The 22643-nt window shown below is 73.0% G+C and carries 18 protein-coding genes; 6 read left to right on the forward strand and 12 right to left on the reverse strand.

The window, feature by feature from the left end:
* The first annotated feature begins 343 nt into the window (after window positions 1-343).
* Window positions 344-1066 carry a hypothetical protein gene (locus IO36_RS36540; RefSeq protein ID WP_051901222.1) on the forward strand — a complete coding sequence of 241 codons (723 nt, stop codon included), beginning with the start codon at window positions 344-346 and terminating at the stop codon, window positions 1064-1066.
* Window positions 1067-1176: 110 nt separating this feature from the next.
* On the opposite strand, the gene IO36_RS36545 is transcribed toward IO36_RS36540, so the two are convergent.
* Entirely contained in the window at window positions 1177-2622 is a 1446-nt protein-coding gene (locus IO36_RS36545) for a glycine hydroxymethyltransferase (protein WP_037626753.1), read from the reverse strand.
* A 311-nt stretch (window positions 2623-2933) separates the two neighbouring features.
* On the opposite strand from IO36_RS36545, the gene rocD reads away from it, so the two are divergent.
* Window positions 2934-4148, forward strand: a complete 1215-nt coding sequence (gene rocD, locus IO36_RS36550) for an ornithine--oxo-acid transaminase (protein ID WP_037627421.1) — start codon at window positions 2934-2936, stop codon at window positions 4146-4148.
* 61 nt (window positions 4149-4209) lie between these two features.
* On the opposite strand, the gene IO36_RS36555 is transcribed toward rocD, so the two are convergent.
* Complete coding sequence (locus IO36_RS36555) at window positions 4210-5394, reverse strand: glutathionylspermidine synthase family protein (protein ID WP_037626754.1); 1185 nt, start codon at window positions 5392-5394, stop codon at window positions 4210-4212.
* 74 nt (window positions 5395-5468) lie between these two features.
* Window positions 5469-5804: a hypothetical protein gene (locus IO36_RS36560; RefSeq protein WP_037626756.1), complete on the reverse strand. Its 336-nt coding sequence runs from the start codon at window positions 5802-5804 to the stop codon at window positions 5469-5471.
* Window positions 5805-5936: 132 nt separating this feature from the next.
* Here IO36_RS36560 and IO36_RS36565 point away from each other — a divergent pair, with 132 nt between their 5' ends.
* Entirely contained in the window at window positions 5937-6791 is an 855-nt protein-coding gene (locus IO36_RS36565) for a hypothetical protein (RefSeq protein ID WP_037626757.1), read from the forward strand.
* 86 nt (window positions 6792-6877) lie between these two features.
* On the opposite strand, the gene IO36_RS36570 is transcribed toward IO36_RS36565, so the two are convergent.
* Window positions 6878-8269: a MocR-like pyridoxine biosynthesis transcription factor PdxR gene (locus IO36_RS36570; RefSeq protein WP_037626759.1), complete on the reverse strand. Its 1392-nt coding sequence runs from the start codon at window positions 8267-8269 to the stop codon at window positions 6878-6880.
* 47 nt (window positions 8270-8316) lie between these two features.
* On the opposite strand from IO36_RS36570, the gene IO36_RS36575 reads away from it, so the two are divergent.
* Together IO36_RS36575 and IO36_RS36580 are read left to right on the forward strand one after the other, a co-directional pair.
* Window positions 8317-8877, forward strand: coding sequence for a carboxymuconolactone decarboxylase family protein (locus IO36_RS36575; protein ID WP_078943671.1), 561 nt, complete (start codon window positions 8317-8319; stop codon window positions 8875-8877).
* A 31-nt stretch (window positions 8878-8908) separates the two neighbouring features.
* Window positions 8909-9625: an isocitrate lyase/PEP mutase family protein gene (locus IO36_RS36580; protein ID WP_037626761.1), complete on the forward strand. Its 717-nt coding sequence runs from the start codon at window positions 8909-8911 to the stop codon at window positions 9623-9625.
* A gap of 86 nt (window positions 9626-9711) precedes the next feature.
* Here the strand turns inward: IO36_RS36580 and IO36_RS36585 are convergent, their stop codons facing one another.
* From IO36_RS36585 to IO36_RS36605, 5 genes are read right to left on the reverse strand one after another with little or no spacing between them, the layout of a single operon-like run.
* Window positions 9712-10671 carry an ABC transporter substrate-binding protein gene (locus IO36_RS36585; protein WP_037626764.1) on the reverse strand — a complete coding sequence of 320 codons (960 nt, stop codon included), beginning with the start codon at window positions 10669-10671 and terminating at the stop codon, window positions 9712-9714.
* A 1-nt stretch (window position 10672) separates the two neighbouring features.
* Window positions 10673-12622, reverse strand: coding sequence for an ABC transporter permease subunit (locus tag IO36_RS36590; protein ID WP_037626766.1), 1950 nt, complete (start codon window positions 12620-12622; stop codon window positions 10673-10675).
* Complete coding sequence (locus tag IO36_RS36595) at window positions 12622-13752, reverse strand: quaternary amine ABC transporter ATP-binding protein (RefSeq protein WP_078943672.1); 1131 nt, start codon at window positions 13750-13752, stop codon at window positions 12622-12624. The genes IO36_RS36590 and IO36_RS36595 overlap by 1 nt, the downstream gene beginning before the upstream one ends.
* Complete coding sequence (locus IO36_RS36600) at window positions 13749-15281, reverse strand: GMC family oxidoreductase (RefSeq protein ID WP_037626768.1); 1533 nt, start codon at window positions 15279-15281, stop codon at window positions 13749-13751. The genes IO36_RS36595 and IO36_RS36600 overlap by 4 nt, the downstream gene beginning before the upstream one ends.
* A 55-nt stretch (window positions 15282-15336) precedes the next feature.
* Window positions 15337-16848: an aldehyde dehydrogenase family protein gene (locus IO36_RS36605; protein WP_037626770.1), complete on the reverse strand. Its 1512-nt coding sequence runs from the start codon at window positions 16846-16848 to the stop codon at window positions 15337-15339.
* Between the two features lie 267 nt (window positions 16849-17115).
* On the opposite strand from IO36_RS36605, the gene IO36_RS36610 reads away from it, so the two are divergent.
* Window positions 17116-18027 carry a bifunctional helix-turn-helix transcriptional regulator/GNAT family N-acetyltransferase gene (locus tag IO36_RS36610; protein WP_037627428.1) on the forward strand — a complete coding sequence of 304 codons (912 nt, stop codon included), beginning with the start codon at window positions 17116-17118 and terminating at the stop codon, window positions 18025-18027.
* Window positions 18028-18054: 27 nt separating this feature from the next.
* Here the strand turns inward: IO36_RS36610 and IO36_RS36615 are convergent, their stop codons facing one another.
* From IO36_RS36615 to IO36_RS36625, 3 genes are all read right to left on the reverse strand, one after another.
* On the reverse strand, window positions 18055-19053 hold the full coding sequence (locus IO36_RS36615; protein ID WP_051901223.1) for a hypothetical protein: 999 nt from the start codon (window positions 19051-19053) through the stop codon (window positions 18055-18057).
* 297 nt (window positions 19054-19350) lie between these two features.
* The gene (locus IO36_RS36620; protein ID WP_037626772.1) at window positions 19351-20340 is read right to left on the reverse strand and encodes a malate dehydrogenase; all 990 of its coding nucleotides are present in this window, start codon (window positions 20338-20340) and stop codon (window positions 19351-19353) included.
* Between the two features lie 787 nt (window positions 20341-21127).
* Window positions 21128-22273, reverse strand: a complete 1146-nt coding sequence (locus IO36_RS36625) for a helix-turn-helix domain-containing protein (protein WP_037626773.1) — start codon at window positions 22271-22273, stop codon at window positions 21128-21130.
* Between the last annotated feature and the right edge of the window lie 370 nt (window positions 22274-22643).

Raw genomic sequence — 22643 nt, forward strand, 5'->3', positions numbered from 1 at the left:
GGCCGGAAAGAGATGCGGGCGGGGCGCGCCGACGCCGCGCTTCCCGGAACTCCGGCCTCCGCTCCTCCGTGCACTTCGACACAGACGGTCACAATTTCGCTCACCTGAGCGCCTTTCGAACACACACCGTCAGGGAAGTGCAACGGTGAGGTGACATTCCCGCTGGAGGGGGTGCCTTCGGCGTCGCCGGCGCTTAACAATGCCGGTCCGCCCACGTAGCCGGATCCGGCAGGGCGGAGCAGGGTCCGGAGGCCGCCGAGGGAAATCCCGGCCGGTCCGGCCCTTCCGAGAACTGGCACAACGGTGTGCGGGCCGGCGGTCACGCCGGCCGGTTGGGAGTTCCATGCGCGGGCTTCGCGAACTGGTCACGGTGGTGGGCGCGTTGGGCGCGACCGCCGCGGCGGTGGTGTCGGCTGCGCCGTCCGCCGCGGCCGGCCCGGCGGCGATCGGGCCGGTGGTGGCCCCGGCGGTCCTGGAGAGCGGGGACATCGCCGTGCAGGGGTCCCTGGGGGACAGCCCGGACATCGTCCTGACCGTCGCCGGTGACACGGGGCGCACGACCACCCTGCACAGCGGCGATCCGGATTTCGGACTGCTGTGGCGGCTGCTGTCCCCCCGGTACGCGGGGCCGAAGAAGAGGCCCGCCGAGTGGGCGGACGGCCGCCTTCCCGTTCCCGTGGTCACCGTGGTCTGGGGAGTCACGGATGCCGGGGGCGACGTCGCCATCGAGCGCCAGGACCAGGTGTACCTCGCCGCGGACGGCGCACCGTGGGTGCGGTCGGACCTGGCTCCCGACCTGGTGGGCGGCGACTACCGCTGGCACCGGGCGCCGCAGTCGGTGCTCGACCAGCTCACGCAGGAGCGAAGACTGTTCGGCTCCGGTTCCACCGTGTCCGCCGTACGGGTGGAGCCCGACCCGGCGGCCTGGGCGGTGCCCGGACTCGCGGCGGGCCTGGCCATCGGCGCCTCGGCCTCGTGGTTCGTCCGCCGCGCCAGGGTCCGGCGGGTGAACGCCGGGTACGCCGAACCGCTGCCGGAACCGCGCCCGGAGCTGGTCGAGGTCTAGGGCCTCAACCTCACCGGAGCCGGGGGAGTCCCGGTCCGGGGGGGGTGATCCGGTCCTGGGCCGGTCCGTTCCGGGGCCGGACGGATCCGGCCCCGGCGCGGAGCGGTGTCTCAGCCGAGGTCGATCTCGGGGTACAGCGGGAACGGGGCGAGCAGGTCGCTCGCGCGGTGGGCGATCTCGTCGGAGATCTTCGTGTCCAGGACGTGCTGCGCCTTGGACGGCGCGCCCTTGGCGGTGGTGCCCGGCTCGGCCGTGGTCAGGACCCGGTCGATCAGCGCGGCGATCTCGTCCATCTCGGTCGCGCCGAGGCCACGGGTGGTCAGCGCGGGCGTGCCGATCCGGATGCCGGAGGTGTACCAGGCGCCGTTCGGGTCGGCGGGGATCGCGTTGCGGTTGGTGACGATGCCCGAGTCCAGCAGCGCGGACTCGGCCTGCCGGCCCGTCAGGCCGTAGGAGGAGGCGACGTCGATGAGGTTGAGGTGGTTGTCCGTGCCGCCGGTGACCAGGGTGGCGCCGCGGCGCATCAGGCCCTCGGCCAGGGCACGGGAGTTGTCGACGACGGCCTGGGCGTAGTCGCGGAACTCGGGCCGGCGGGCCTCGGCGAGCGCGACCGCCTTGGCGGCCATGACGTGGGGCAGCGGGCCGCCGAGGACCATCGGGCAGCCGCGGTCGACCTGCTCGGCGAGGGTCTCGTCGCACAGGACCATGCCGCCGCGCGGGCCGCGGAGCGACTTGTGCGTGGTGGTGGTGACGATCTGGGCGTGCGGGACCGGGTCGAAGTCGCCGGTGAGGACCTTGCCCGCGACCAGGCCGGCGAAGTGCGCCATGTCGACCATGAGGGTGGCGCCGACCTCGTCGGCGATCTCCCGCATGATCCGGAAGTTCACCAGGCGGGGGTACGCGGAGTAGCCGGCGACGATGATCAGCGGCTTGAACTCGCGGGCGGAGACGCGCAGGGCCTCGTAGTCGATGAGACCGGTGGCCGGGTCGGTGCCGTAGGAACGCTGGTCGAACATCTTGCCGGAGATGTTCGGGCGGAATCCGTGCGTCAGGTGGCCGCCGGCGTCCAGGGACAAGCCGAGCATGCGCTGGTTGCCGAAGGCCTGGCGCAGTTCCGCCCAGTCGGCCTCGGAGAGGTCGTTGACGTTGCGGACGCCGGCCTTCGCGAGGGCCGGGACCTCCACACGGGCGGCGAGGACGGCCCAGAAGGCGACGAGGTTCGCGTCGATGCCGGAGTGCGGCTGGGCGTAGGCGTGTTCGGCGCCGAACAGCTCGCGGGCGTGCTCGGCGGCGAGGGCCTCGACGGTGTCGACGTTGCGGCAGCCGGCGTAGAAGCGGCGCCCGACGGTGCCCTCGGCGTACTTGTCGCTGAACCAGTTGCCCATGGCCAGGAGGGTGGCCGGGGAGGCGTAGTTCTCGGACGCGATCAGCTTCAGCATGTCGCGCTGGTCGGCGACTTCCTGGCCGATGGCGTCGGCGACGCGGGGCTCCACGGCCCGGATCACGTCGAGGGCGCTGCGGAAGGCGGTGGACTCGGTGGAAAGGGGCTCTGGCATGACGGCCTCCGGACGTTGTCATCAGCGTTCACGGGTCGGCCCAGGCGCACGGCACTGTGGTGCCACGACTCCTCGCCCGGACACTCCGGGCCCCTCGGAACGGCCTGCTTCTCCGTCCAGAGGTCCGGGATCGCCCCGGGGAAGCCACAGCGCGGGTGCCGCTCCCCGATGGTCGGTCCCATCCCAGCGCGCCAGTCACGGCCCCGTCGATCAGCCTACCGGGCGCGCCGGATCACCGGGGTCCCCGGTCCACCATGCGAGCGACGATAGGAAGGAGGCCACCAGCCCAGAACGGAGATCCCGTGACCACCATGGAATCCAGGGAGACGACACAGGCGCTCATCGCCTCGGCCGACGCGCACAGCGCGCACAACTACCACCCGCTGCCGGTCGTGGTGGCGACGGCGGAGGGGGCGTGGATGACCGACGTCGAGGGCCGCCGCTTCCTCGACATGCTGGCCGGCTACTCGGCGCTGAACTTCGGGCACGGCAACCGGCGGCTGATCGAGGCGGCCAAGGCGCAGCTGGACCGGGTGACGCTGACCTCGCGGGCCTTCCACCACGACCGGTTCGCGGACTTCTGCCGGGAACTGGCCGCGCTGTGCGGCATGGAGACGGTGCTGCCGATGAACACCGGCGCCGAGGCGGTGGAGACGGCCGTGAAGACGGCCCGGAAGTGGGGCTACAAGGTCAAGGGCGTCCCGGCCGGGATGGCGAAGATCGTGGTCGCGGGCAACAACTTCCACGGCCGTACGACGACGGTCATCAGCTTCTCGACGGACCCGGAGGCGCGGGCCGACTTCGGCCCGTACACCCCGGGGTTCGAGATCGTGCCGTACGGCGACCTGACGGCCCTGCGGGCGGCGGTCACGGAGAACACGGTGGCCGTGCTGCTGGAGCCGATCCAGGGGGAGGCGGGGGTGCTGGTGCCGCCGGCCGGTTATCTGCCGGCCGTGCGGGAGCTGACGCGGGAGCGGAACGTCCTGTTCGTCGCGGACGAGATCCAGTCGGGGCTGGGCCGGACCGGCCGTACGTTCGCGTGCGAGCACGAGGGTGTGGTGCCGGACGTTTACGTGCTCGGGAAGGCGCTCGGCGGCGGGGTGGTGCCGGTGTCGGCTGTGGTGTCGAGCGCGGAGGTGCTGGGGGTGTTCCGGCCCGGGGAGCACGGGTCGACGTTCGGAGGGAACCCGCTGGCCTGCGCGGTGGCCCTGGAGGTGATCGCGATGCTGCGGTCGGGCGAGTACCAGGAACGGGCGGCCCGGCTCGGCGAGCGTCTGCACCGCGAACTGGGCCTGCTCAAGGACTCCGGCCGGGTGACGGCGGTGCGCGGACGGGGCCTGTGGGCGGGCGTGGACATCGCTCCCGGGCACGGCACGGGCCGTGAGGTCTCGGAGAAGCTGATGGACCGGGGCGTCCTCGTCAAGGACACCCACGGCACCACGATCCGGATCGCCCCGCCGCTGGTCATCAGCGAGGAGGACCTGGACTGGGGGCTGGCCCAGCTGCGGGCCGTGCTCGGGGCGTAGGACCGGGCCGCGCCGGGCCCGCCCCCCGCAACGGCCCGACGGGCCCTGGGGCGGACACGACCTAGAGGATCACGTGGGGCAGGAAGCGGGCGTACTCGTCCGTGACGAGGCCGGAGGACTCGCGGATGCCGAGGCCCGCCGCCTCGTCCTCGACGACCCAGGCGCCGAGGACGACCCGGTTGCCGTCGAAGGACGGGAGCGGTGCCAGCTCCTGGTAGCAGCAGGCCTCCTCGCGGACGACGGGCGCGGCGCCGGGTTCGTGGACGGTCACCCCGGCGCCCTCGCGGCCGAGCAGCGGCTTGGCGACGTACCCCTTCGTGCGGGCCAGCTCGCGGGGGCCGTCGAGGTGGGCGGGCAGCAGGTTCGGGTGGTCCGGGTAGAGCTCCCACAGGACGGCGAGCAGGGCCTTGTTGGACAGGAGCATCTTCCAGGCGGGCTCGATCCACAGGGTCGTGCCGGTGCCGCCGCCGTTGTCGAGGGTGTCCAGGACGTGACCGGCGAACGCGTCGGTGGTGAGCCATTCCCAGGGGTAGAGCTTGAAGCAGCTGCGGATGAACGCGAGCCGGTTGTCGACGAAGCGCCCGGACAGGGGGTCCCAGCCGATCTCCTCCATGGAGATCCAGTCCGTGTCGAGACCGGCCTGCTCCGCGGTCTCCTTCAGATAGGCGACCGTCATCAGGTCCTCGCCCAGCTCGTCCTCGGCGGAGTGCGCGAAGTAGAGCGGGCTGCCGGGCGGGAGCAGGGCGCCCTGTCGTTTCCAGGCCGCGACGAGGCGTTCGTGGAGGGAGTTCCACTGGTCGGCGCCGGGGAAGCGGTCCTCCATCCAGAACCACTGCGGGCTCGCGGCCTCGACCAGCGAGGTCGGGGTGTCGGCGTTGTACTCCAGGAGCTTCGCCGGGCCCGTCCCGTCGTAGCGGAGGTCGAAGCGGCCGTAGACGGAGGGGAGTTCCGCGCGCCGGTGCCAGGCCTCGGAGACGGCGGCCACGACCCGGGGGTCGTGCAGGCCGAGGTCGGCGAAGCGGTTCCGCTCCACGATGTGGCCGGCCGCCACCAGGCACATGGCGTGCAGTTCCTCGACGACCTCCTCCAGCGCCTCCACCTCGGGCAGCGAGAAGGCGTAGTAGGCGCTCTCGTCCCAGTAGGGGCGCAGGGAGTCGTCGGGGTGGCGGGTGAGCGGGTAGATCAGCCCCTGGCTCTCGACGGTCTGCTGCCAGCCGGGGCGGGGGTCGATGGTGCGGCGTTCCATGGGGCGGGTGGATTCTCCGGGTCGGCGGGCGGGTGCTTCGTGCGGGTGGCGGGCGGGTGCTTCCGCCCGGCGGGTCAGCCGCCGGAGCCGCCCTTGCCGCCGCCGAAGCCGCCGCGGTGGACACCGCTGCCGCCCGAACCGCCGGAACCACTGGGCTTGGTGAAGGAGCCGCCCTCGACCCAGCTGCTCTTCTTGCTGCCGCCGTAGTACCAGCCGGTGTGGTACGAACCGGACGAGGACGTGCAGTACTTGTCCGCGACGACCTCGTAGCCCTTGGCCGCGTTGTAGCTGTCACGGTCGACGCAGCGCTTGTCGGGGTCCGAGGAGCAGGCGGTGAGCGCCGCCGCGAGAAGTCCCATGCCGCCCAGGACGACCGTGCCCGAGCGCAGTTGACGCCGTACGTCTGCCATGTCCGTTCCCCCGTTTGTTCTCTGTGGTTCGCTTTTTGATTGAAGTCGACAGAGTAGAGATCCAGCACAGCGGGTCAAGACGACGGCCCCGGGTGACGCCCCGTCCCCTACAGTCGCTTCGTGCTCTTTGGAATGGTGTGCGCCCTTGGTGCCTCGGTCTGTTTCGGTACGGCGACGGTTCTGCAGGCGATGGCCGCGCGGGCCGCGGGCGGAGGAGGCTCCGGGGTGGCCGGAGCGGCGGCGCTGCTGCTGCGGGCGCTGCGGCAGTGGCGCTATCTGGCGGGGCTCGGCCTCGACGGGGTCGGGTTCGTGCTGCAGATCGCCGCGCTGCGGTCCCTCCCGATCTACGCGGTCGGCGCGGCCCTCGCGGCGAGCCTCGCCGTCACCGCGGTGGTCGCCTCGCGGCTGCTGCACGTGCGGCTGAGCCGGGTCGAGTGGAGCGCGGTGGCGGTGGTGTGCGCCGGACTCGCGATGCTCGGCCTGGCGTCCGGGGCGGAGGGGGACCGGACGGGGTCCCTGGCGCTGAAGTACGCGATGCTCGGGACGTCCGTCGCCGTCCTGGTGCTGGGGCTCGTCGGCGGACGGCTGCCCGACCGGGGACGGGCGCTCGCGCTGGGTCTCGGGTCGGGTTTCGGGTTCGGGGTGGTCGAGGTGTCGGTACGGCTGATCGCCGACCTCGATCCGGGGACGCTGCTCGCCAATCCGGCGACGTACGCGCTGCTGATCGGCGGCGGTGCCGCGTTCCTGCTGCTCACGACCGCGCTGGAACGGGGTTCTGTGACGACGGCGACCGCCGGTCTGGTCATCGGGGAGACCATCGGGCCGGCGCTGGTGGGCGTGGTGTGGCTGGGCGACCGCACCCGCGAGGGCCTGACCTGGCTGGCGGTGCTCGGCTTCGCGGTGGCGGTGGCAGGGGCCCTGGCCCTGGCCCGGTTCGGCGAGGCGCCAAAGACGGAGAAGGAGACGTCGGTGTCGGTCCCCTCGTGAGGGCCGGCGCCGTCGTCCGTGCGGCCGCGCGCGGGGCCCCTGCCGGCCGGCACCGGCCCCGCGCCCGGCGGTACACGGGCTCGGTGTCAGGGAAGGGCCCGGCACAGTGCGTCCAGGGCGCCCGACCAGGCGTGGTCCGGCGGGGTGCCGTAGCCGACGACCAGGGCGTCCGGGTGCGGGACCACGGCGTCCGGGTGGCGGTGGCGGGAGAGGCCGTGGACGGCCAGGCTCTGGAACGCGGCGGCCTGCACGACCGCGGCCTCGGTTCCGGGCGGAAGCCGGAGCACGGCGTGCAGCCCGGCCGCGATGCCCGTGGCGTGCACGTCGGGCGCGCGGGTGGCGAGGGCCGCGACCAGGGCGTCCCTGCGGCGCCGGTAGCGCAGCCGGGCGGAGCGGACGTGCCGGTCGTAGGCGCCGGAGGTGATGAACTCCGCCAGGGTCAGCTGGTCCAGCGCCCCGGTGGACCAGCCGCCCTCCCCCTTCAGGGAGACCACCTCGTCCACCAGCGACGGCGGCAGGACCAGCCAGCCGAGACGCAGCGCGGGTGCCAGGGACTTGCTCGCGGTGCCGAGGTGGACCACGTGGTCGGGGTCCAGTCCCTGGAGCGCGCCGACGGGCTGGCGGTCGTAGCGGAACTCGCCGTCGTAGTCGTCGTCCAGGACCAGCCCGCCGGTGCGGCGGGCCCAGGCGACCACGGCGGCCCGGCGGTCCGGGTGCAGCGGCTCCCCCATCGGGAACTGGTGGGCGGGGGTGAGGAGCACGGCCCGCGCCCCCGCCAGGTCGCGGGTGTCGGTGCCGAGCGCGTCGAAGGGCAGCGGCGTGGTGCGCAGGCCCGACCGGTGCAGGAGGTTCCAGTGGACGTCGAGCCCGTACGACTCCACCGCGACCGAGCGGAGTCCGCGCCGGCGCAGGACCGTGCCGAGCAGGGTGAGGCCGTCCGAGAAGCCGGAGCAGACCACGATCCGCTCCGGGTCGGCGCGGACCCCGCGGGCGCGGGAGAGATAGCCCGCGAGGGCGGTACGCAGCTCGGGGCGGCCGCGGGGATCGCCGTAGCCGAGGGCTTCGTGCGGGGCGCGGGTCAGGGCGCGGCGGGCCGCCTTGAGCCAGGCGGCGCGCGGGAAGGACGCGAGGTCGGGGCGTCCGGGGACCAGGTCCCAGGCGGGCCCGGCCGGTTCACGGCGGGGCGGGGCGGCCTCCCGCGCCGGTGGTACGACGCTCCGCTCCGCCACCCGCGTGCCCGAGCCCTGGCGTGCGGTGAGCCAGCCCTCGGCGACCAGGTCGGCATAGGACTCGGCGACCGTGTTGCGGGCGATCCCGAGGTCGGCGGCGAGCGAGCGCGAGGAGGGCAGCCGGGTCCCGGGGGCCAGCCGGCCGCTGCGCACGGCCTCGCGCAGCGCCTCCGTCAGCCCCTTGCGGACACCGGACCCGGCCGGCTCGACATGGAGGTCGACCCCCAGAGTGGCCCACGTTTTCCCCATGGGAATGGACCATACCCCTGGGCTACTGCCCTCGTAGGGTCGATCGCATGACGACCCAGGACACGACCACCCGGCACACCCCGACCACCCCCGCCGCCCCGGACGGCTCCGCTCCCCCGGCCGCGGCAGCGGCGTACGCGCCCGAGCACTCCCCCCGGCTGGCCTGGGCCGAGCTCGCACCCGACGTGTACAAGGCGATGGTCCGGCTCGACGCGGCGGCCCGCCAGGGCGTGGACCCCGTGCTCCTCGAACTGGTGAAGATCCGCGCCTCGCAGCTCAACCACTGCGCGTTCTGTCTGGACATGCACACCAAGGACGCGCTCGCGGCGGGCGAGAGCGTGGAGCGGATCATCCAGCTCACGGCCTGGGAGGAGTCGCGGCACTTCTACACGGAGAAGGAGATCGCGGCGATCGAGCTGACGGAGGCCGTCACCATCGTCACGGACGGCTTCGTGCCGGACGAGGTGTACGAGCGCGCGGCCGAGCACTTCGAGGAGGCCGACCTGGCCCGGCTGATCGCCTCGATCACGGTGATCAACGCCTGGAACCGGTTCGCCGTGACCTGCCGCATGGTCCCGGGCCACTACCGGCCGGGCGGGCACGCGTGAGGGCCGGGCACAGGCGGGCGGGGAGCACGGGGTGACGGGCGCGGCGGAGCGGTTCCGGGCCCTGCACCAGGGGCGGGTGCCCGGCGATCCGCTGGTGCTGCCCGGCCCCTGGGACGCGGCGAGCGCCCGGGTGTTCGCGGACGCGGGGTTCCCCGCGCTCGCCACGCCCAGCGCGGGGGTTGCCGCCTCGCTGGGGTACGCGGACGGGGACACCCCGGCCGACGAGATGTTCGCCGCCGTCGCGCGGATCGCCCGGGCGGTGGACGTGCCGGTGTCGGCGGACGTGGAGGGCGGTTACGGGCTGGCGCCCCGGGAGCTGGTGGAGCGGCTGCTGGAGGCGGGGGCCGTGGGCTGCAACCTCGAGGACTCCGAGGGCGGTGTCCTCAAGGACGCGGCCCGGCACGCCGACTGGCTGGCCGAGGTGCGGGGCGCGGCGGCGGACATGCTGTTCGTGAACGCCCGGGTCGACGTCTTCGCGTACGGGGACGGCGATCCGGGACAGGCCGTCCGGCGGGCCTCGCTGTACGTCGAGGCGGGTGCCGACTGCGTGTACCCGATCGGCGCGCCGCCCGAGGTGCTGCCGCTGCTGCGGTCCGGCATCCGGGGACCGCTGAACGCGTTCGCCCGTCTCGACGGGCCGTCCCCGGGCGAGCTGGGTGAACGGGGCGCCACCCGGGTCACGTTCGGCCCCGGACTGCAGCGCCGGGCGGCCGAGGCGCTGGGGGACATCGCGGCGAAGCTGCGTTAGGGGTCGGCGGGCCGGCCGGGCACCCCGGTCGGGGCCACCCCGCCGGCCCGCCCCCTACAGCCCGCCCCCGACCAGGACGCTCCCGGTCAGGACGCCAGCCACGGCCGCCAGGTCGACCGGTGCCGCTCCACCCACTTCTTCGCCGCCTCCTGGGGCGTGAGGCGGTCGTCGGCGATCGTCAGGGAGACCTCGTTCTGGTCCTCGGTGGTCCACCGGAACTTCTTCAGGAAGGCGGCCGCCCTGCCCCCGCTCTTCGCGAACTCGGCGTTCAGGTACTTCTTCAGCGGGGTGTGCGGATAGGCGCAGGCGACCTTCGCCGCGTCGGCGTCGCAGCCCTCCTTGTAGGCGGGCAGCTTCACCTCGGTCAGCGGGACCTTCTCGAACAGCCACTGCGGTGAGTACCAGTACGTCAGGAAGGGCTTCTTCTCCTTGGCGAACTGCTTCATCTGCGTGATCTGCGCGGCCTCCGAACCGGCGAACACCACCTGGTAGTTCAGGTGGAGGTTGTCCACCAGCGCCTTGTCGTTGGTGACGTAGGACGGTGAGCCGTCGAGGAGCTGTCCCTTGCCGCCGCTCTCGGGGGTGCGAAGCCGGTCGGCGTACTTGTCCAGGTTCTTCCAGTCCGTGACGTCGGGATGCTCCTTCGCGAAGTAGGTCGGGACGTACCAGCCGATGTGGCCGGTCACCCCGAGGTCCCCGCCGGGCGCGATCGTCCCCTTGTCCTCGACGTACCGCTTCTCCTGGTCGGGGTGGCCCCAGTCCTCCAGGATGGCGTCGACGCGGCCCTGGCTGAGCGCGTCCCAGGCGGGCACCTCGTCGACCTGCACGGTGTCGACGCGATAGTCCAGCTCGTGTTCCAGGAGGTACTGCGCCACGGCCACGTTGGACTGGGCACCGACCCACGACTGCACGGACAGGGTCACCGTCCGCGCGCCCCGGGCACCCGCGAAGGGCGAGGCCTGGCGGGTCATGTCGGCGGCGCCGCAGCCGCTGAGCAGCAGCAGGGCCGAGACGCCGGCCACCGCGGAGGTCGTACGAACGCGCATGTCAGGCTCCCTTCCTCGGGCGGCGCGCGGTGGGCTGGGTCACCCGGTCGAGCATCAGGCCGAGGCAGACGATCGCGGCGCCCGCGACGAGTCCGGTGGCCAGGTCGCCCTGGGCGAGGCCGAACACGACGTCGTAGCCGAGCGCCCCGCCGCCGACCAGGCCGCCGATGATGACCACGGCGAGGACCAGGACGACGCCCTGGTTGACCGCGAGCAGCAGTGCGGGCCTCGCCAACGGCAGCTGGACCTGGCGCAGTTGCTGCGCGGTCGTGGCGCCCAGCGAGCGGGCGGACTCCAGCGCGGCCGGGTCGACGGCCCGCAGCCCCTGGGTGGTGATGCGGACCACGGCGGGCAGCGCGTAGACGACCGCGGCGGCGACGGCGGGTGCGCGGCCGACGCCGAACAGCGCGACCACGGGGATGAGGTAGACGAACTGCGGCATGGTCTGGAAGACGTCGAGGACCGGCCGCAGCAGCCGCTCGAAGCGTTCGCTGCGCGCGGCCGCGATCCCGGTGGCGAAGCCGAGCAGGAGGGTCACGGCGACCGCCGCGAGCACCTGGGAGAGCGTGTCCAGGGCCGGTTTCCAGGCACCCAGCACGCCGATCGCGGCCATGGCGAGGACGGCGGTCAGCGCGGTGCGCCAGGTGCCGATCGGCCAGGCCAGGGCGGCGACCGCCAGCAGCACGGCCCACCAGGGCAGCCATTGCAGTCCGTCCCGGAGCGGGTCGAGCACCCAGGTGGTGAAGCGGCCCGCCCAGTCGGCGGTGCCGCCGAGGTAGGGGACGCCCGAGTACAGGTGGCCCGTCATCCAGTCGACGACCCGGTTCACCGGCTCGGCGAGGTTCACCGCCCAGGCCCCGGGCCATTCCGTCCGGCCCGCGAGCCGGCCGGTGAGCGCGACGGCGAGGACGGCCAGGGCGCCGAGCGCCACGTACGTCCGGGGTGCGGTCGCGCGGGCCGCTCCGAGCCGTTCGCCCGCGGCGGCCGTGACCCGGTCGAGGACGATGGCGAGGAGCACGATCGGGATGCCGGCGGCGAGGGCGGCGCCCACGTCCACGGAGGCCAGGGCCTGGTAGACGCGGTCGCCGAGACCGCCGGCGCCGATGACGGAGGCGATGACGGCCATGGACAGCGCCATCATGATCGTCTGGTTGAGGCCGAGGAGGAGTTCCTTGCGGGCCAGCGGCAGACGGGCGGTGAACAGCCGCTGCCGGGCGGTGGCTCCGAGCGAGGCGACGGCCTCCATCACGCCCTCGTCCGCGTCGCGCAGCCCGAGCGCGGTGAGCCGGGCCATGGGCGGGGCGGCGTAGACGACGGTGGCGAGCACGGCCGCGGGAACACCGATCCCGAAGACCAGCACGACGGGCAGCAGATACGCGAACGCCGGAAGCACCTGCATGGTGTCCAGGACGGGGCGCAGCGCGCGGTGGACGCGGTCGGAGAGCCCGGCGGCCAGCCCGAGCAGCACGCCCAGCACGACCGAGGCGGACACGGCGGCCACCATGACCGCCAGCGTCTGGAGGGTGGGCACCCACATGCCGAGGAGCCCGCAGACGAGGAACGCGGCGCCCGTCCCGAGGGCCTGCCGCACGCCCGCCGCACGCCAGGCGGCGAACGCGGCCAGGGCGGTCACCCCGGCCCAGCCCGCCGTAAGGAGCAGCAGATAGACGGCGCGCACGGACAGGACGACGGCGTTGCTGACGTAGCCGAAGAAGTACAGGAACAGCGGGTGGCTGTCCCGGTTGTCGATGATCCAGTCCCCCGCCCTGCCGAGCGGTCCGGTCAGGTCGACGGTCAGGGCGTGCGGCCAGCTGCCGCCGGACCAGCGGGCCTCGGCGAGGGGCACGAGCACCGCCGCGACGGCGGCGAGCAGCACGAGCTTGGCGACGGCCGGACGCCCGAGAAGCCGGGGCCGGGCCGTACGAGGAACCGGCGCGGTGACTGCCGCCATCAGGCCGCCTCCCCGATCGACTCCGGGCCGGCGACCACCTGGAGCAGCCGCTGCTGGTCGACGACGCCGAGACAACGGCCCTCGTCGACGACACAGGCGGCCCGGCCGGTGCGGGCGACGGACTTGATCGCGTCGGCGACGACGGTGGTGGGCGCGAGCGCGCCGGGGTGCTCCGGCCCGCCGCAGTCCCCGGCCCGCATGGCGGTGCGGACGGTCACGACCTGCTCGCGGGGCACGTCGCGGACGAACTCGCGGACATAGTCGTCGGCCGGGGAGCCGACGATCTCCTCGGGGGTGCCGAGCTGGACGATCCGGCCGTCGCGCATCAGGGCGATGCGGTCGCCGAGGCGCAGCGCCTCGGTCAGGTCGTGGGTGATGAAGACCATCGTGCGGCCCTCCTCGCGGTGCAGCCGGACGACCTCGTCCTGCATGTCGCGCCGGATCAGCGGGTCGAGCGCGCTGAACGGCTCGTCGAAGAGCATGACCTCGGGGTCGACGGCGAGGGCGCGGGCCAGTCCGACCCGCTGCTGCTGGCCGCCGGACAGCTCGCCCGGCCTGCGCTGCTCCAGGCCGTCCAGGCCGACCTTGGCGACGACCTCGGCGGCCCTGGCCCGGCGCTCCTCGCGCCGGACGCCCTGGATCTCCAGGCCGTAGGCGACGTTGTCGAGGACCGTGCGGTGCGGCAGCAGGCCGAAGTGCTGGAAGACCATGGCGGCACGGTGGCGGCGCAGTTCGCGCAGCCGGCCCTTGTCCATCGCGAGGACGTCCTCGCCGTCGATCGCGAGGCTGCCGGAGGTGGGTTCGATCAGCCGGGTCAGCAGACGCACCAGGGTGGACTTGCCGGAACCCGACAGACCCATGACGACGAAGACCTCGCCCTTGCGGACCTCGAAGCCGACGTCACGGACGGCGGCGGTGCAGCCGGTGGCCTCGCGCAGCCCGGCCGCGTCCAGCGCGGCGAGGTCGGGGTCACCGGGAACACGGTCGGCCTTCGGCCCGAACACCTTCCACAGACCGCGGACGGAGAAGACGGGGGTGCTCTCGGTGCTCTCGGCGGGCGGGGCGCTCTCGGCACTGTTGGCGAGGTCGGTGCTCTCGGTGCTCTCGGTGCTCTTGGAGGGCTCGTTCATCGCGCGTCGCCCCCGATCAGCTCGGCGGCCTTCTCGCCGACCATGAGCACTCCGACCATCGGGTTCACGGCCGGCATGGAGGGGAACACGGAGGCGTCGGCGATCCGGATGCCGTCGAGGCCGCGGACGCGCAGCTCGGGGTCGACCACCGCCTGCTCGTCGGAGGACTCGCCCATGCGGCAGGTGCCCGCCGGGTGGTACACGGTGTGCGCGACCTGGCGTGCGTACGCGCTCAGTTCCTCGTCTCCGGTGGCCTCGGGACCGGGGCACACCTCGCGCTTGAGCCAGCCGGCGAGCGGTTCGGCCGCGGCGATCTCGCGGGCGATCCGGATGCCGTCGACGAGGGTGCGGCCGTCGTAGTCGTCCTCGTCCGTGAAGTACCGGAAGTCCAGGGCGGGTTTGACGGACGGGTCGGCGCTGGTGAGGTAAAGGCGGCCACGGCTGCGGGGCTTGGGGATGTTGGGGGTCATCGAGACGCCGTGCGCGGGGCGTTCGTAGCCGATGCGCTCCGGATTGTCGGTGAAGGGGATCTGGTAGAAGTGGAACATCAGGTCGGGGCCCGGCGCTCCGGGGTCGCGGCGTACGAACAGGCCCGCGTCGGAGTCCATCGCGGAGTTCTCCGGGATCGGCCCGTGCGTCTCCCAGACGATCACCGACTCGGGGTGGTCGAGCAGGTTCTCCCCGACGCCCGGCAGGTCGTGGACGACGGGGATGTCCAGCTCCTCCAGATCGCCGGCGGGCCCGATCCCGGAGTGCAGCAGCAGCCGGGGCGAGTCGACGGCGCCCGCGCACAGCAGGACCTCGCGGCGGGCGTGGACGAGCACCTCCTCGTCGTCCTTCGTGCGCACGTGCACACCGGTGACGCGCTTGCCGTCGAGCTCCAGCCGGTAGGCCCAGGTCTCCAGCAGGAGCGTCAGGTTGGGCCGCTCGTCCATCACCGGGTGCAGGTACGCCACCGAGGCGCTCGACCTCTTGTTGTCCTCCGGGTGGTAGGCGAGGTCGAAGAAGCCGGCGCCCTCGGTGAACGGCTCCCGGTTGAAGCCCTCGACCAGCGGCACGTCCAGCGCGGTCCGGGCGGCGGCCACGAAGTCCCGCGCGATGGCGTTCCGGTCGTTCTCGTCGACGGGGACGATGTTGTTCAGGAGCCGCGCGTAGTACGTCTCCATCGAGGCCGCGCCCCAGCCCTTGGCGCCGGCCGTCTCCCACTCGTCCCAGTCGGACGGCAGCGGCTTGAACGCGATCAGCGTGTTGTGCGACGAGCAGCCGCCGAGGACCCGGGCACGGCTGTGGCGGATGTGCGAGTTGCCGCGCGGCTGTTCGGTGGTGGGGTAGTCGTAGTCGAGCTCACCGCCGAGCAGGCCCATCCAGCGGCGCAGGGTGAGGACGTCCTCGCGTCCCACGTCGCTGGGGCCGCCCTCGATGACGGCGACGCTGACGTCCGGGTTCTCGGTGAGGCGGGACGCGATCACGGAGCCGGCCGTGCCGCCGCCGATGACGACGTAGTCGTACGTGTTCTCCTGCTGGGACATGAAGAGGGTGCTCCCAAAGTCCTGGAAAGGTGGGGATGTTGCCGGGTTCCGGGGGTCAGCCGGCGAACCAGCGGACCGGCGCCGGGGCGAGGTTCTGGTAGACGTGCTTGGTCTCGCGGTACTCGGCCAGCCCGGAGGGGCCGAGTTCGCGTCCGACGCCGCTGCGGCCGAACCCGCCCCACTCCGCCTGCGGGAGATAGGGATGGAAGTCGTTGATCCAGACCGTGCCGTGGCGCAGCCGCCCCGCGACCCGGCGGGCACGGCCGGCGTCGGCGGTCCAGACGGCGCCCGCGAGGCCGTACTCGGTGTCGTTGGCGAGCGCGACGGCCTCGTCCTCGGTGGTGAACGTCTCCACGGTCAGGACGGGCCCGAAGACCTCCTCGCGGACGACCCGCATGTCCCGGTGGCACCGGTCGAGCACCGTGGGCTCGTAGAAGTACCCGTTCGCGGGCCGGAGTTCGGACGGCTCGGGGCGCTTGCCGCCGGCCCGCAGCACCGCGCCCTCCTCCAGCGCGGAGGCGACGTACTCCTCGGTCCGCGCGCGCTGCCGCTCGGAGACCAGCGGACCGCACTCGACGCCTTCCCCGGTACCGCGGCCGAGCCGGATCGCGCCCGCCCTGCGCGCGAGTTCGGCGACGAAGCGTTCGCGCAGAGACTCCTCGACGATGAGCCGCGAACCGGCGGAGCACACCTGGCCGCTGTGGATGAAGGCGGCGTTGAGGGCCTGGTCGACGGCGGTGTCGAAGCCTTCCTCGGTGGCGCAGGAGTCGGCGAAGACGACGTTGGGGTTCTTTCCGCCGAGTTCGAGCGCGACCTTCTTGACGGTGTCGGCGGCGGCGCGGGCCACCTTCGTCCCGCTGACGAGGCCCCCGGTGAAGGAGACGAGGTCGACGTCGGGGTGTTCGGCGAGGCGGGCGCCGACGGTGTGTCCGGGGCCGGTGACGAGACCCGCGACACCGTCGGGGAGGCCCGCCTCGGCCAGCAGCCGGAGCAGGGCGACGGTGGTCAGCGGGGTGATCTCGCTCGGTTTGACGACGAACGTGTTGCCGGCGGCGAGGGCCGGGGCGATCTTCCAACTGGCCTGCAGCAGCGGATAGTTCCAGGGGGTGATCAGGGCGCACACGCCGACGGGCTCGTGCACGACGACGCTGTGGACGTCGGCCGTACCGGCGTCCACGACCCGCCCGCCGCCCTCCCCGACGACGAGGTCGGCGAAGTAGCGGAAGGCGTCGGCGACGCAGTCGATGTCGACGCGCCCCTCCTCCAGGGTCTTGCCCGCGTCCCGGCTCTCCAGCAGCCCGAGTTCCTCGCGGTCACGGACGAGCAGGTCGGCCACGCGGCGCAGCAGGGCGGCGCGTCCGGCGACGGGGGTGTGCGGCCAGGGTCCCTCGTCGAAGGCGCGGCGCGCGGCGGCGACCGCGAGGTCCGCGTCCTTCTCGTCCCCTTCCGCGACCACGGCGAACGGCTCGGCGTCGGCGGGGTCGAGAATCTCGCGTGTCGCGCCGGAGAGCGCCGGGCGCCACTCACCGCCCACGTGGATGGTCTGTTCTGCCTGCTGTGCGGCCATGGTCGGTGTTGCCTTCCGTTCCTGTGCGATCCCCCTGTGTCACGCGGGTGTCGCCCCCGTGAGCTGTGAGCGCCTGCCCCTCGCCCCCTCCCACATGCCTGATCCGGCACCGGAAGTGCGCCGCGTCACGGAAAATCCCCACGAAAAGGACCGAGAACGGACGATGGACACCCCCTTTTCCTTTGACTAAAGTCAAGGAACAGCGGGACGGCGTCGGACTCGACGGGAAAGCCCGCACTCGGAGCGATCCGGAAGAAGATGAAGAAGATGGGGCCAGTGCCGGCGGACCCGGTGTCCACGGACCAGGTGACGGCGCTGCGGCGGTTCAACCGCTACTTCACGCGGCGCATCGGAGCCCTCGACGACCACTACCTCGGCCAGGACCGCCCGCTCGGCGAGGCCCGGCTGCTGTTCGAGATCGGCGGGAAGGGCGCCTCCCTGCGCGACCTGCGGGCCCGGCTCGGCCTGGACGCCGGCTACCTGAGCCGGATGGTGCGCGCCCTGCAGACCCAGGGCCTGGTCCATGTGAGCGTCCACCCCGGTGACAGCAGGCTGCGGGTCGCGGGGCTCACGGCCGCCGGCGAGGCCGAGATCAGGGAGCAGAACCGGCTGGCCGACGCACTCGCCGAGGGCCTGCTCGGCGGTCTCGACGCCCGCCGCCGGGCGGAGCTCACGACGGCCCTGGACACAGCGCACCGACTGCTCCGGCTCGCCGCGATCACCGTCGAGACGGTCGACGGAGCCTCCCCCGACGCCCGGGCCTGCCTCGACGCGTACGCGGCCGACATCGACGCGCGGTTCCCCGAGGGCTTCGACCCCGCGACCCTCGTCCGGCCCGAGGAGGTGTCGGGCGAAGCGGGCGCCTTCCTCGTCGCCTACGAGGAGGGCCGCCCGGTGGGCTGCGGCGCGCTCCGCCGCCTCGGCCCCCGGGCGGGCGAGATCCGGCATGTCTGGGTGGACCCCGGAGCCCGCCGGCTCGGTCTCGGGCGCCGTCTTCTCGACGGCCTCGAACAGCGGGCCGTCGAGCGCCGTTTCACCGTCGTACGACTCGACACGCACGCCGTGCTGACCGAGGCCCAGGAGATGTACCGGGCGTGCGGCTACACGGAGATCCCGCGCTACGACGACAACGTGTACGCGGCGCACTGGTTCGAGAAGCGGCTGCCCGCCGCCCGCTGACCACCAGTCCGCCCGGGGCCCCGCACCTCAGCCGGCGTTGGCGCAGGTGAACCCGGTCGGGCAGAAGGAGTTCACGGCGGTCGTGAGCTGCTCGGTCATGTCCGTGCCCGGCGGCGCGTACACGATGATGGCGTACGGGGTGCCGTCGGCGGCCTGGAAACGGTGGTCGACGGTCTCGGTGGCCCCGTACTGCTTGCTGTCGTAGCGGTAGCTGAACTCGGTCCAGTCGGAGCCGCTCCGCCGGTCCAGGTACTGGTAGCCCCGGAACCCCTCGGCGATGGACTGGGCCTGCGCCGAGGACTCCGTCACGGAGACCTCCTTGACCTGGAACACCATGAGCCGCCGACTGCCGCCGGGCGCGGTGTAGGTGACGACGGGCGCCAGCTTGCCCTGCGTCTCCTCGCGCGCCCAGCCGGCCGGCACGTCCACGCTGTAGCCGAGCGGATCGACCGAGCGGCTGTACCCGGGAGCCGGCGCGGGGGCGGTGGTCACGGCCGGTGCCGTGTAGGCGCCCTCGCCTCCGGAGGGGTCCGGGGTGGCACCGGGCTCTGTCGTCGTGACCCCGGCCGAGGGGCCCGAGGAGTTCGCCTGCGGGTGCCGCGCCGCGCGGTCCCGGGTCACCGCCCACAGCCCGCCGCCCACACCGCCTGCGAGGACGGCCACGGCCACGATCACCAGCAGCAGCCGCCGCGCGTCACCGGACCCCGGCGGCCGGCCGGCGCCCCCGGGCGGCACGGCACCGCCGGGCCACGTCGGCGGCTGCGACTGCTGATGCGACCAGGCGGCCTGGGCCTGCTGCTGGGACTGGGCCCACTGCTGCTGGGGGTGCGGCGGCACGGAGCCCACGGGCGGCGGCGGAGGGACGTCGGGCCGCTGCGGACCCACCTGCGTGGCGGCCGCCCACCACTGCCCCTCCCCGGCCGGCGGCGCCCCGCCGGCGTCCACGCCGTCCTGAACTCCGCCGTCCGGCAGTCCCGTTCCGTCGTCGACCCACTGCCGACGCTCCGCGTCCCATCGCTGCGCCATCCGTCACCCCCGCTCCCCGCCGGGGCCACCCGACGGCCCGATCCCGGCGCGTGTCCCGCCGAACCTCTTCCCCCGCCCCCGGCGGCCGTACGCAACGACGATAGTGAGGATCACGCCATCGGCACCCCTCTTTATGGCGACAAACCACATACGTTCGCTACGTACTTTCCGTACGCCCGTCGCAGGTGACCACCCCCCGGACACAGCGATGCCCGGGCGGTCACGACCACCCGGGCATCGCAGCTACTGCATCAGGCCGAACGAACGACGCTCGGTCTCAACCCAACTGACCCTGCATCAGATCAGGCCGAGGGCGCGGACCGCCTCGCGCTCCTCCTCGAGCTCCTTGACGGAGGCGTCGATGCGGGTGCGGGAGAACTCGTTGATGTCCAGGCCCTGGACGATCTCGTACACGCCGTCCTTGGTGGTGACGGGGAAGGAGGAGATGAGACCCTCCGGCACACCGTACGAACCGTCCGACGGGATACCCATGGAGGTCCAGTCGCCCTCGGCGGTGCCGTTGACCCAGGTGAAGACGTGGTCGATGGCGGCGTTGGCGGCCGAGGCCGCGGAGGACGCGCCACGGGCCTCGATGATCGCCGCACCGCGCTTGGCGACGGTCGGGATGAAGTCCTCGGCCAGCCACTTCTCGTCATTGACGACCTCGGCGGCGTTCTTGCCGGCGACCGAGGCGTGGAAAATGTCGGGGTACTGGGTGGCGGAGTGGTTGCCCCAGATGGTCAGCCGCTTGATGTCGGCGACCGTGGTGCCCGTCTTCTTCGCGAGCTGGGTCAGCGCGCGGTTGTGGTCCAGACGGGTCATGGCGGTGAAGCGCTCGGCGGGTACGTCCGGAGCGGCGGCCTGGGCGATCAGCGCATTGGTGTTCGCCGGGTTGCCGACGACCAGGATCTTGACGTCGTCCGCGGCGTTGTCGTTGATGGCCTTGCCCTGCGGCTTGAAGATGCCACCGTTGGCGGAGAGCAGGTCACCGCGCTCCATGCCCTTGGTACGCGGGCGGGCGCCGACGAGCAGACCGACGTTGGTGCCGTCGAAGGCGACGTTCGGGTCGTCCGTGATGTCGATGCCCTGAAGGAGCGGGAAGGCGCAGTCGTCGAGCTCCATGGCGGTGCCCTCGGCGGCCTTGAGCGCCGGAGTGATCTCCAGCAGGCGCAGCTTGACCGGCACGTCCGCGCCGAGCAACTGGCCGGAGGCGATGCGGAAGAGCAGGGCGTAACCGATCTGGCCGGCCGCGCCGGTGACGGTGACGTTCACGGGAGTGCGAGTCATGGCGTTCTCCGTATGACAGCTGGCGGTGGGGCGTCCCTGCCCCGGGTGCAGGATCGTCCCCTGCCACCACCGCAATGATCGATCAAAGGTCTCGATGATCGATCTCTCGGCGTCAAGAGAGATCCGCCGTCAGGCTATCGCGCATCCGGGACGCCGGACGTCAGGGTGCGTGTGGCCCACCCCACAGATGCGCCGGATATCCCCCGGGCAGGCGGTCGCCGGGCCCGGGAGAGGGTGAACTCGGCGACCGCCAAAGGGGGTACCAGGGGCTCCGGGAAGGGATCTCCCCCCTTCCCGAGGGCTCCGGATCCCGTGGGGGTACGGTCCGCCTGCCCCCTCAGACCCAACTCAATCCCCCAAATCCGAAGTTTCCTCCGGCTCCCCCCAGAACCTTCTTTTCGCCCCCTCCGCCCCTACCCAACCCGTACCTGGGGCTCCGCCCCCGGCCCCCGCTCCTCAAACGCCGGAGGGGCTGAAGTTTCCCCCGCCGGGGCTGGAAGGTTCCCGGGCAAGGGCTGGAACGTAGCCGGGCCGGGGCTGAAACGTTGGCGACCCGGACCGGAGTGGTCCCGGGCCGGGCGGAAATGGGCAGGTGCCACGGCGCACCCGCAGCCGGGATTCGGCACCGGGGTCTGGAACTCAGCCACGATGCACCGGCACCCGGCCGCGCGCGTGAGGGGCCGTGCCGGTACATCGATGCCCGTCGCCACCAACGTCCACATCTCCGTCCGACGGCGACGGGCTGATGCACCGGCACGGCCCCGACCCACCCACCGGACCCGGACCGCTACGAGGTGCACACCCGCTGCCCCGACGAGAGCACCAGACAAGCCCGCACCGAACCGGGGTCCTTCACCACCACCATCGGCGTGAACGTGTTCGGATCCGTACCGACGACAGCCGTCCGCCTGGCCGCCCCGCCCCCGGACACCTCGACCCGGTCCCCCACGGCGGCCCGCGTGAGCCGCGCCCACGAGGCCCCGCACGCCTTGCTGTACCGCACCTCCACCAGCGCGTTCCCCACCGTCACGCTGGTCGTCGTCTCGGCCAACTGCCCGGCGCACCCCATGGACTCGGGGTCCTTCCCGGCACACGAGGCCCCAGCACATTTCACCCCGGGCGGCAGATCACTCCGGGTACTGGCCGAAACCGACGGCTTCCCGGAAGCACCCGCCGCGCCCGCTTTCCCCCCACCCCGGGTGAACCAGACGGCTCCGGCGGAAACGGCCGCCACGACCACCACGCCGGCGACGAACACCGCCACCCGGCGCCTCCTCCGGACGGAGTCCGCCCCGACGGGCCGAGCGTCCTCGGGCTCCGGCGTCGAACTCGGCCCGCTCGGCCCGGTCGACCCCGACGGCCCGGTCGACCCCGACGGCCCGGCAGGCCCCATGGACGGCGCAGGCCCGAACCGCCCACCCCCGTCGTACGGCGAGGCGACGACCCCCCAGCCCTTACCGCCCCGCTTCGACGGCGTCGACGGCGTCGGCTCTTCCGCCCCCGCCCCCGCCCCCGCCGGCGCCACCGACGCCCCGACCGAGGGCACGGACGCGGACGGCACGGACGACGACGCCGCGCCCGAACCTCCCGTACCCCCGCCCCCCAGCGCGGCCCGCGCCCTGGCGATGCGCAAAGCCTCCATCGTCGTGTCGTGACGCATCTCCGACCGGCTCCAGGCCCGCTCGGCCAGCTCCCACATCGTCGCCAGATGGACGGGACTGGTCCCGGTGATCTCGGCGAGCGCGACAACCGCCCCCTTGGGCGCGAGCAGCCCGCCGTTCAGATACCGGTCCCAGGACGTCCGCGCGTACCCGGTCCGTTCGGCGACTCCGGCGACACCGAGCCCGCTCCGGTCGACGAGCAGCCGCAATTGCCCGACGAACTCCGCGACCTGCGGATCGAGTTCGTCCGGCAGAGCCTTCCAACGAGGCATTCTCTCCCCCACGTGTTCCACCGGTACGGGCCCAACTGCCCTTGCACGCCCGCCGGGTCACGCTCCAGTGTCCCACCGGCACATACGTGCAGGGCAGGGGGCGAGACGGGCGACGACGGTGCGACAGCCGTAAACGGCCGCAACGGCGGCCCCCGGGAAGGAAGTCGGACCGGTTCCAGCGATACGACGCGGACACCGTGCCGGAATGGTCACTTCCGTGCCACAGCGGACCGCGGGCTGTTGAACAGGCCGTTCCCGTGCACAAGGGTTGACCCAGGGCGGAACACCCGCCCGAGCGCGGCCCGTCCTTGACTCGGGGGAGAGGACGGGCCGCTGTCATTCCCGCCCCACCCCTCCCCTCCCCCCAGCC

The organism is Streptomyces aureus, assembly GCF_000725495.1.
Taxonomy (GTDB): domain Bacteria; phylum Actinomycetota; class Actinomycetes; order Streptomycetales; family Streptomycetaceae; genus Streptomyces; species Streptomyces aureus_B.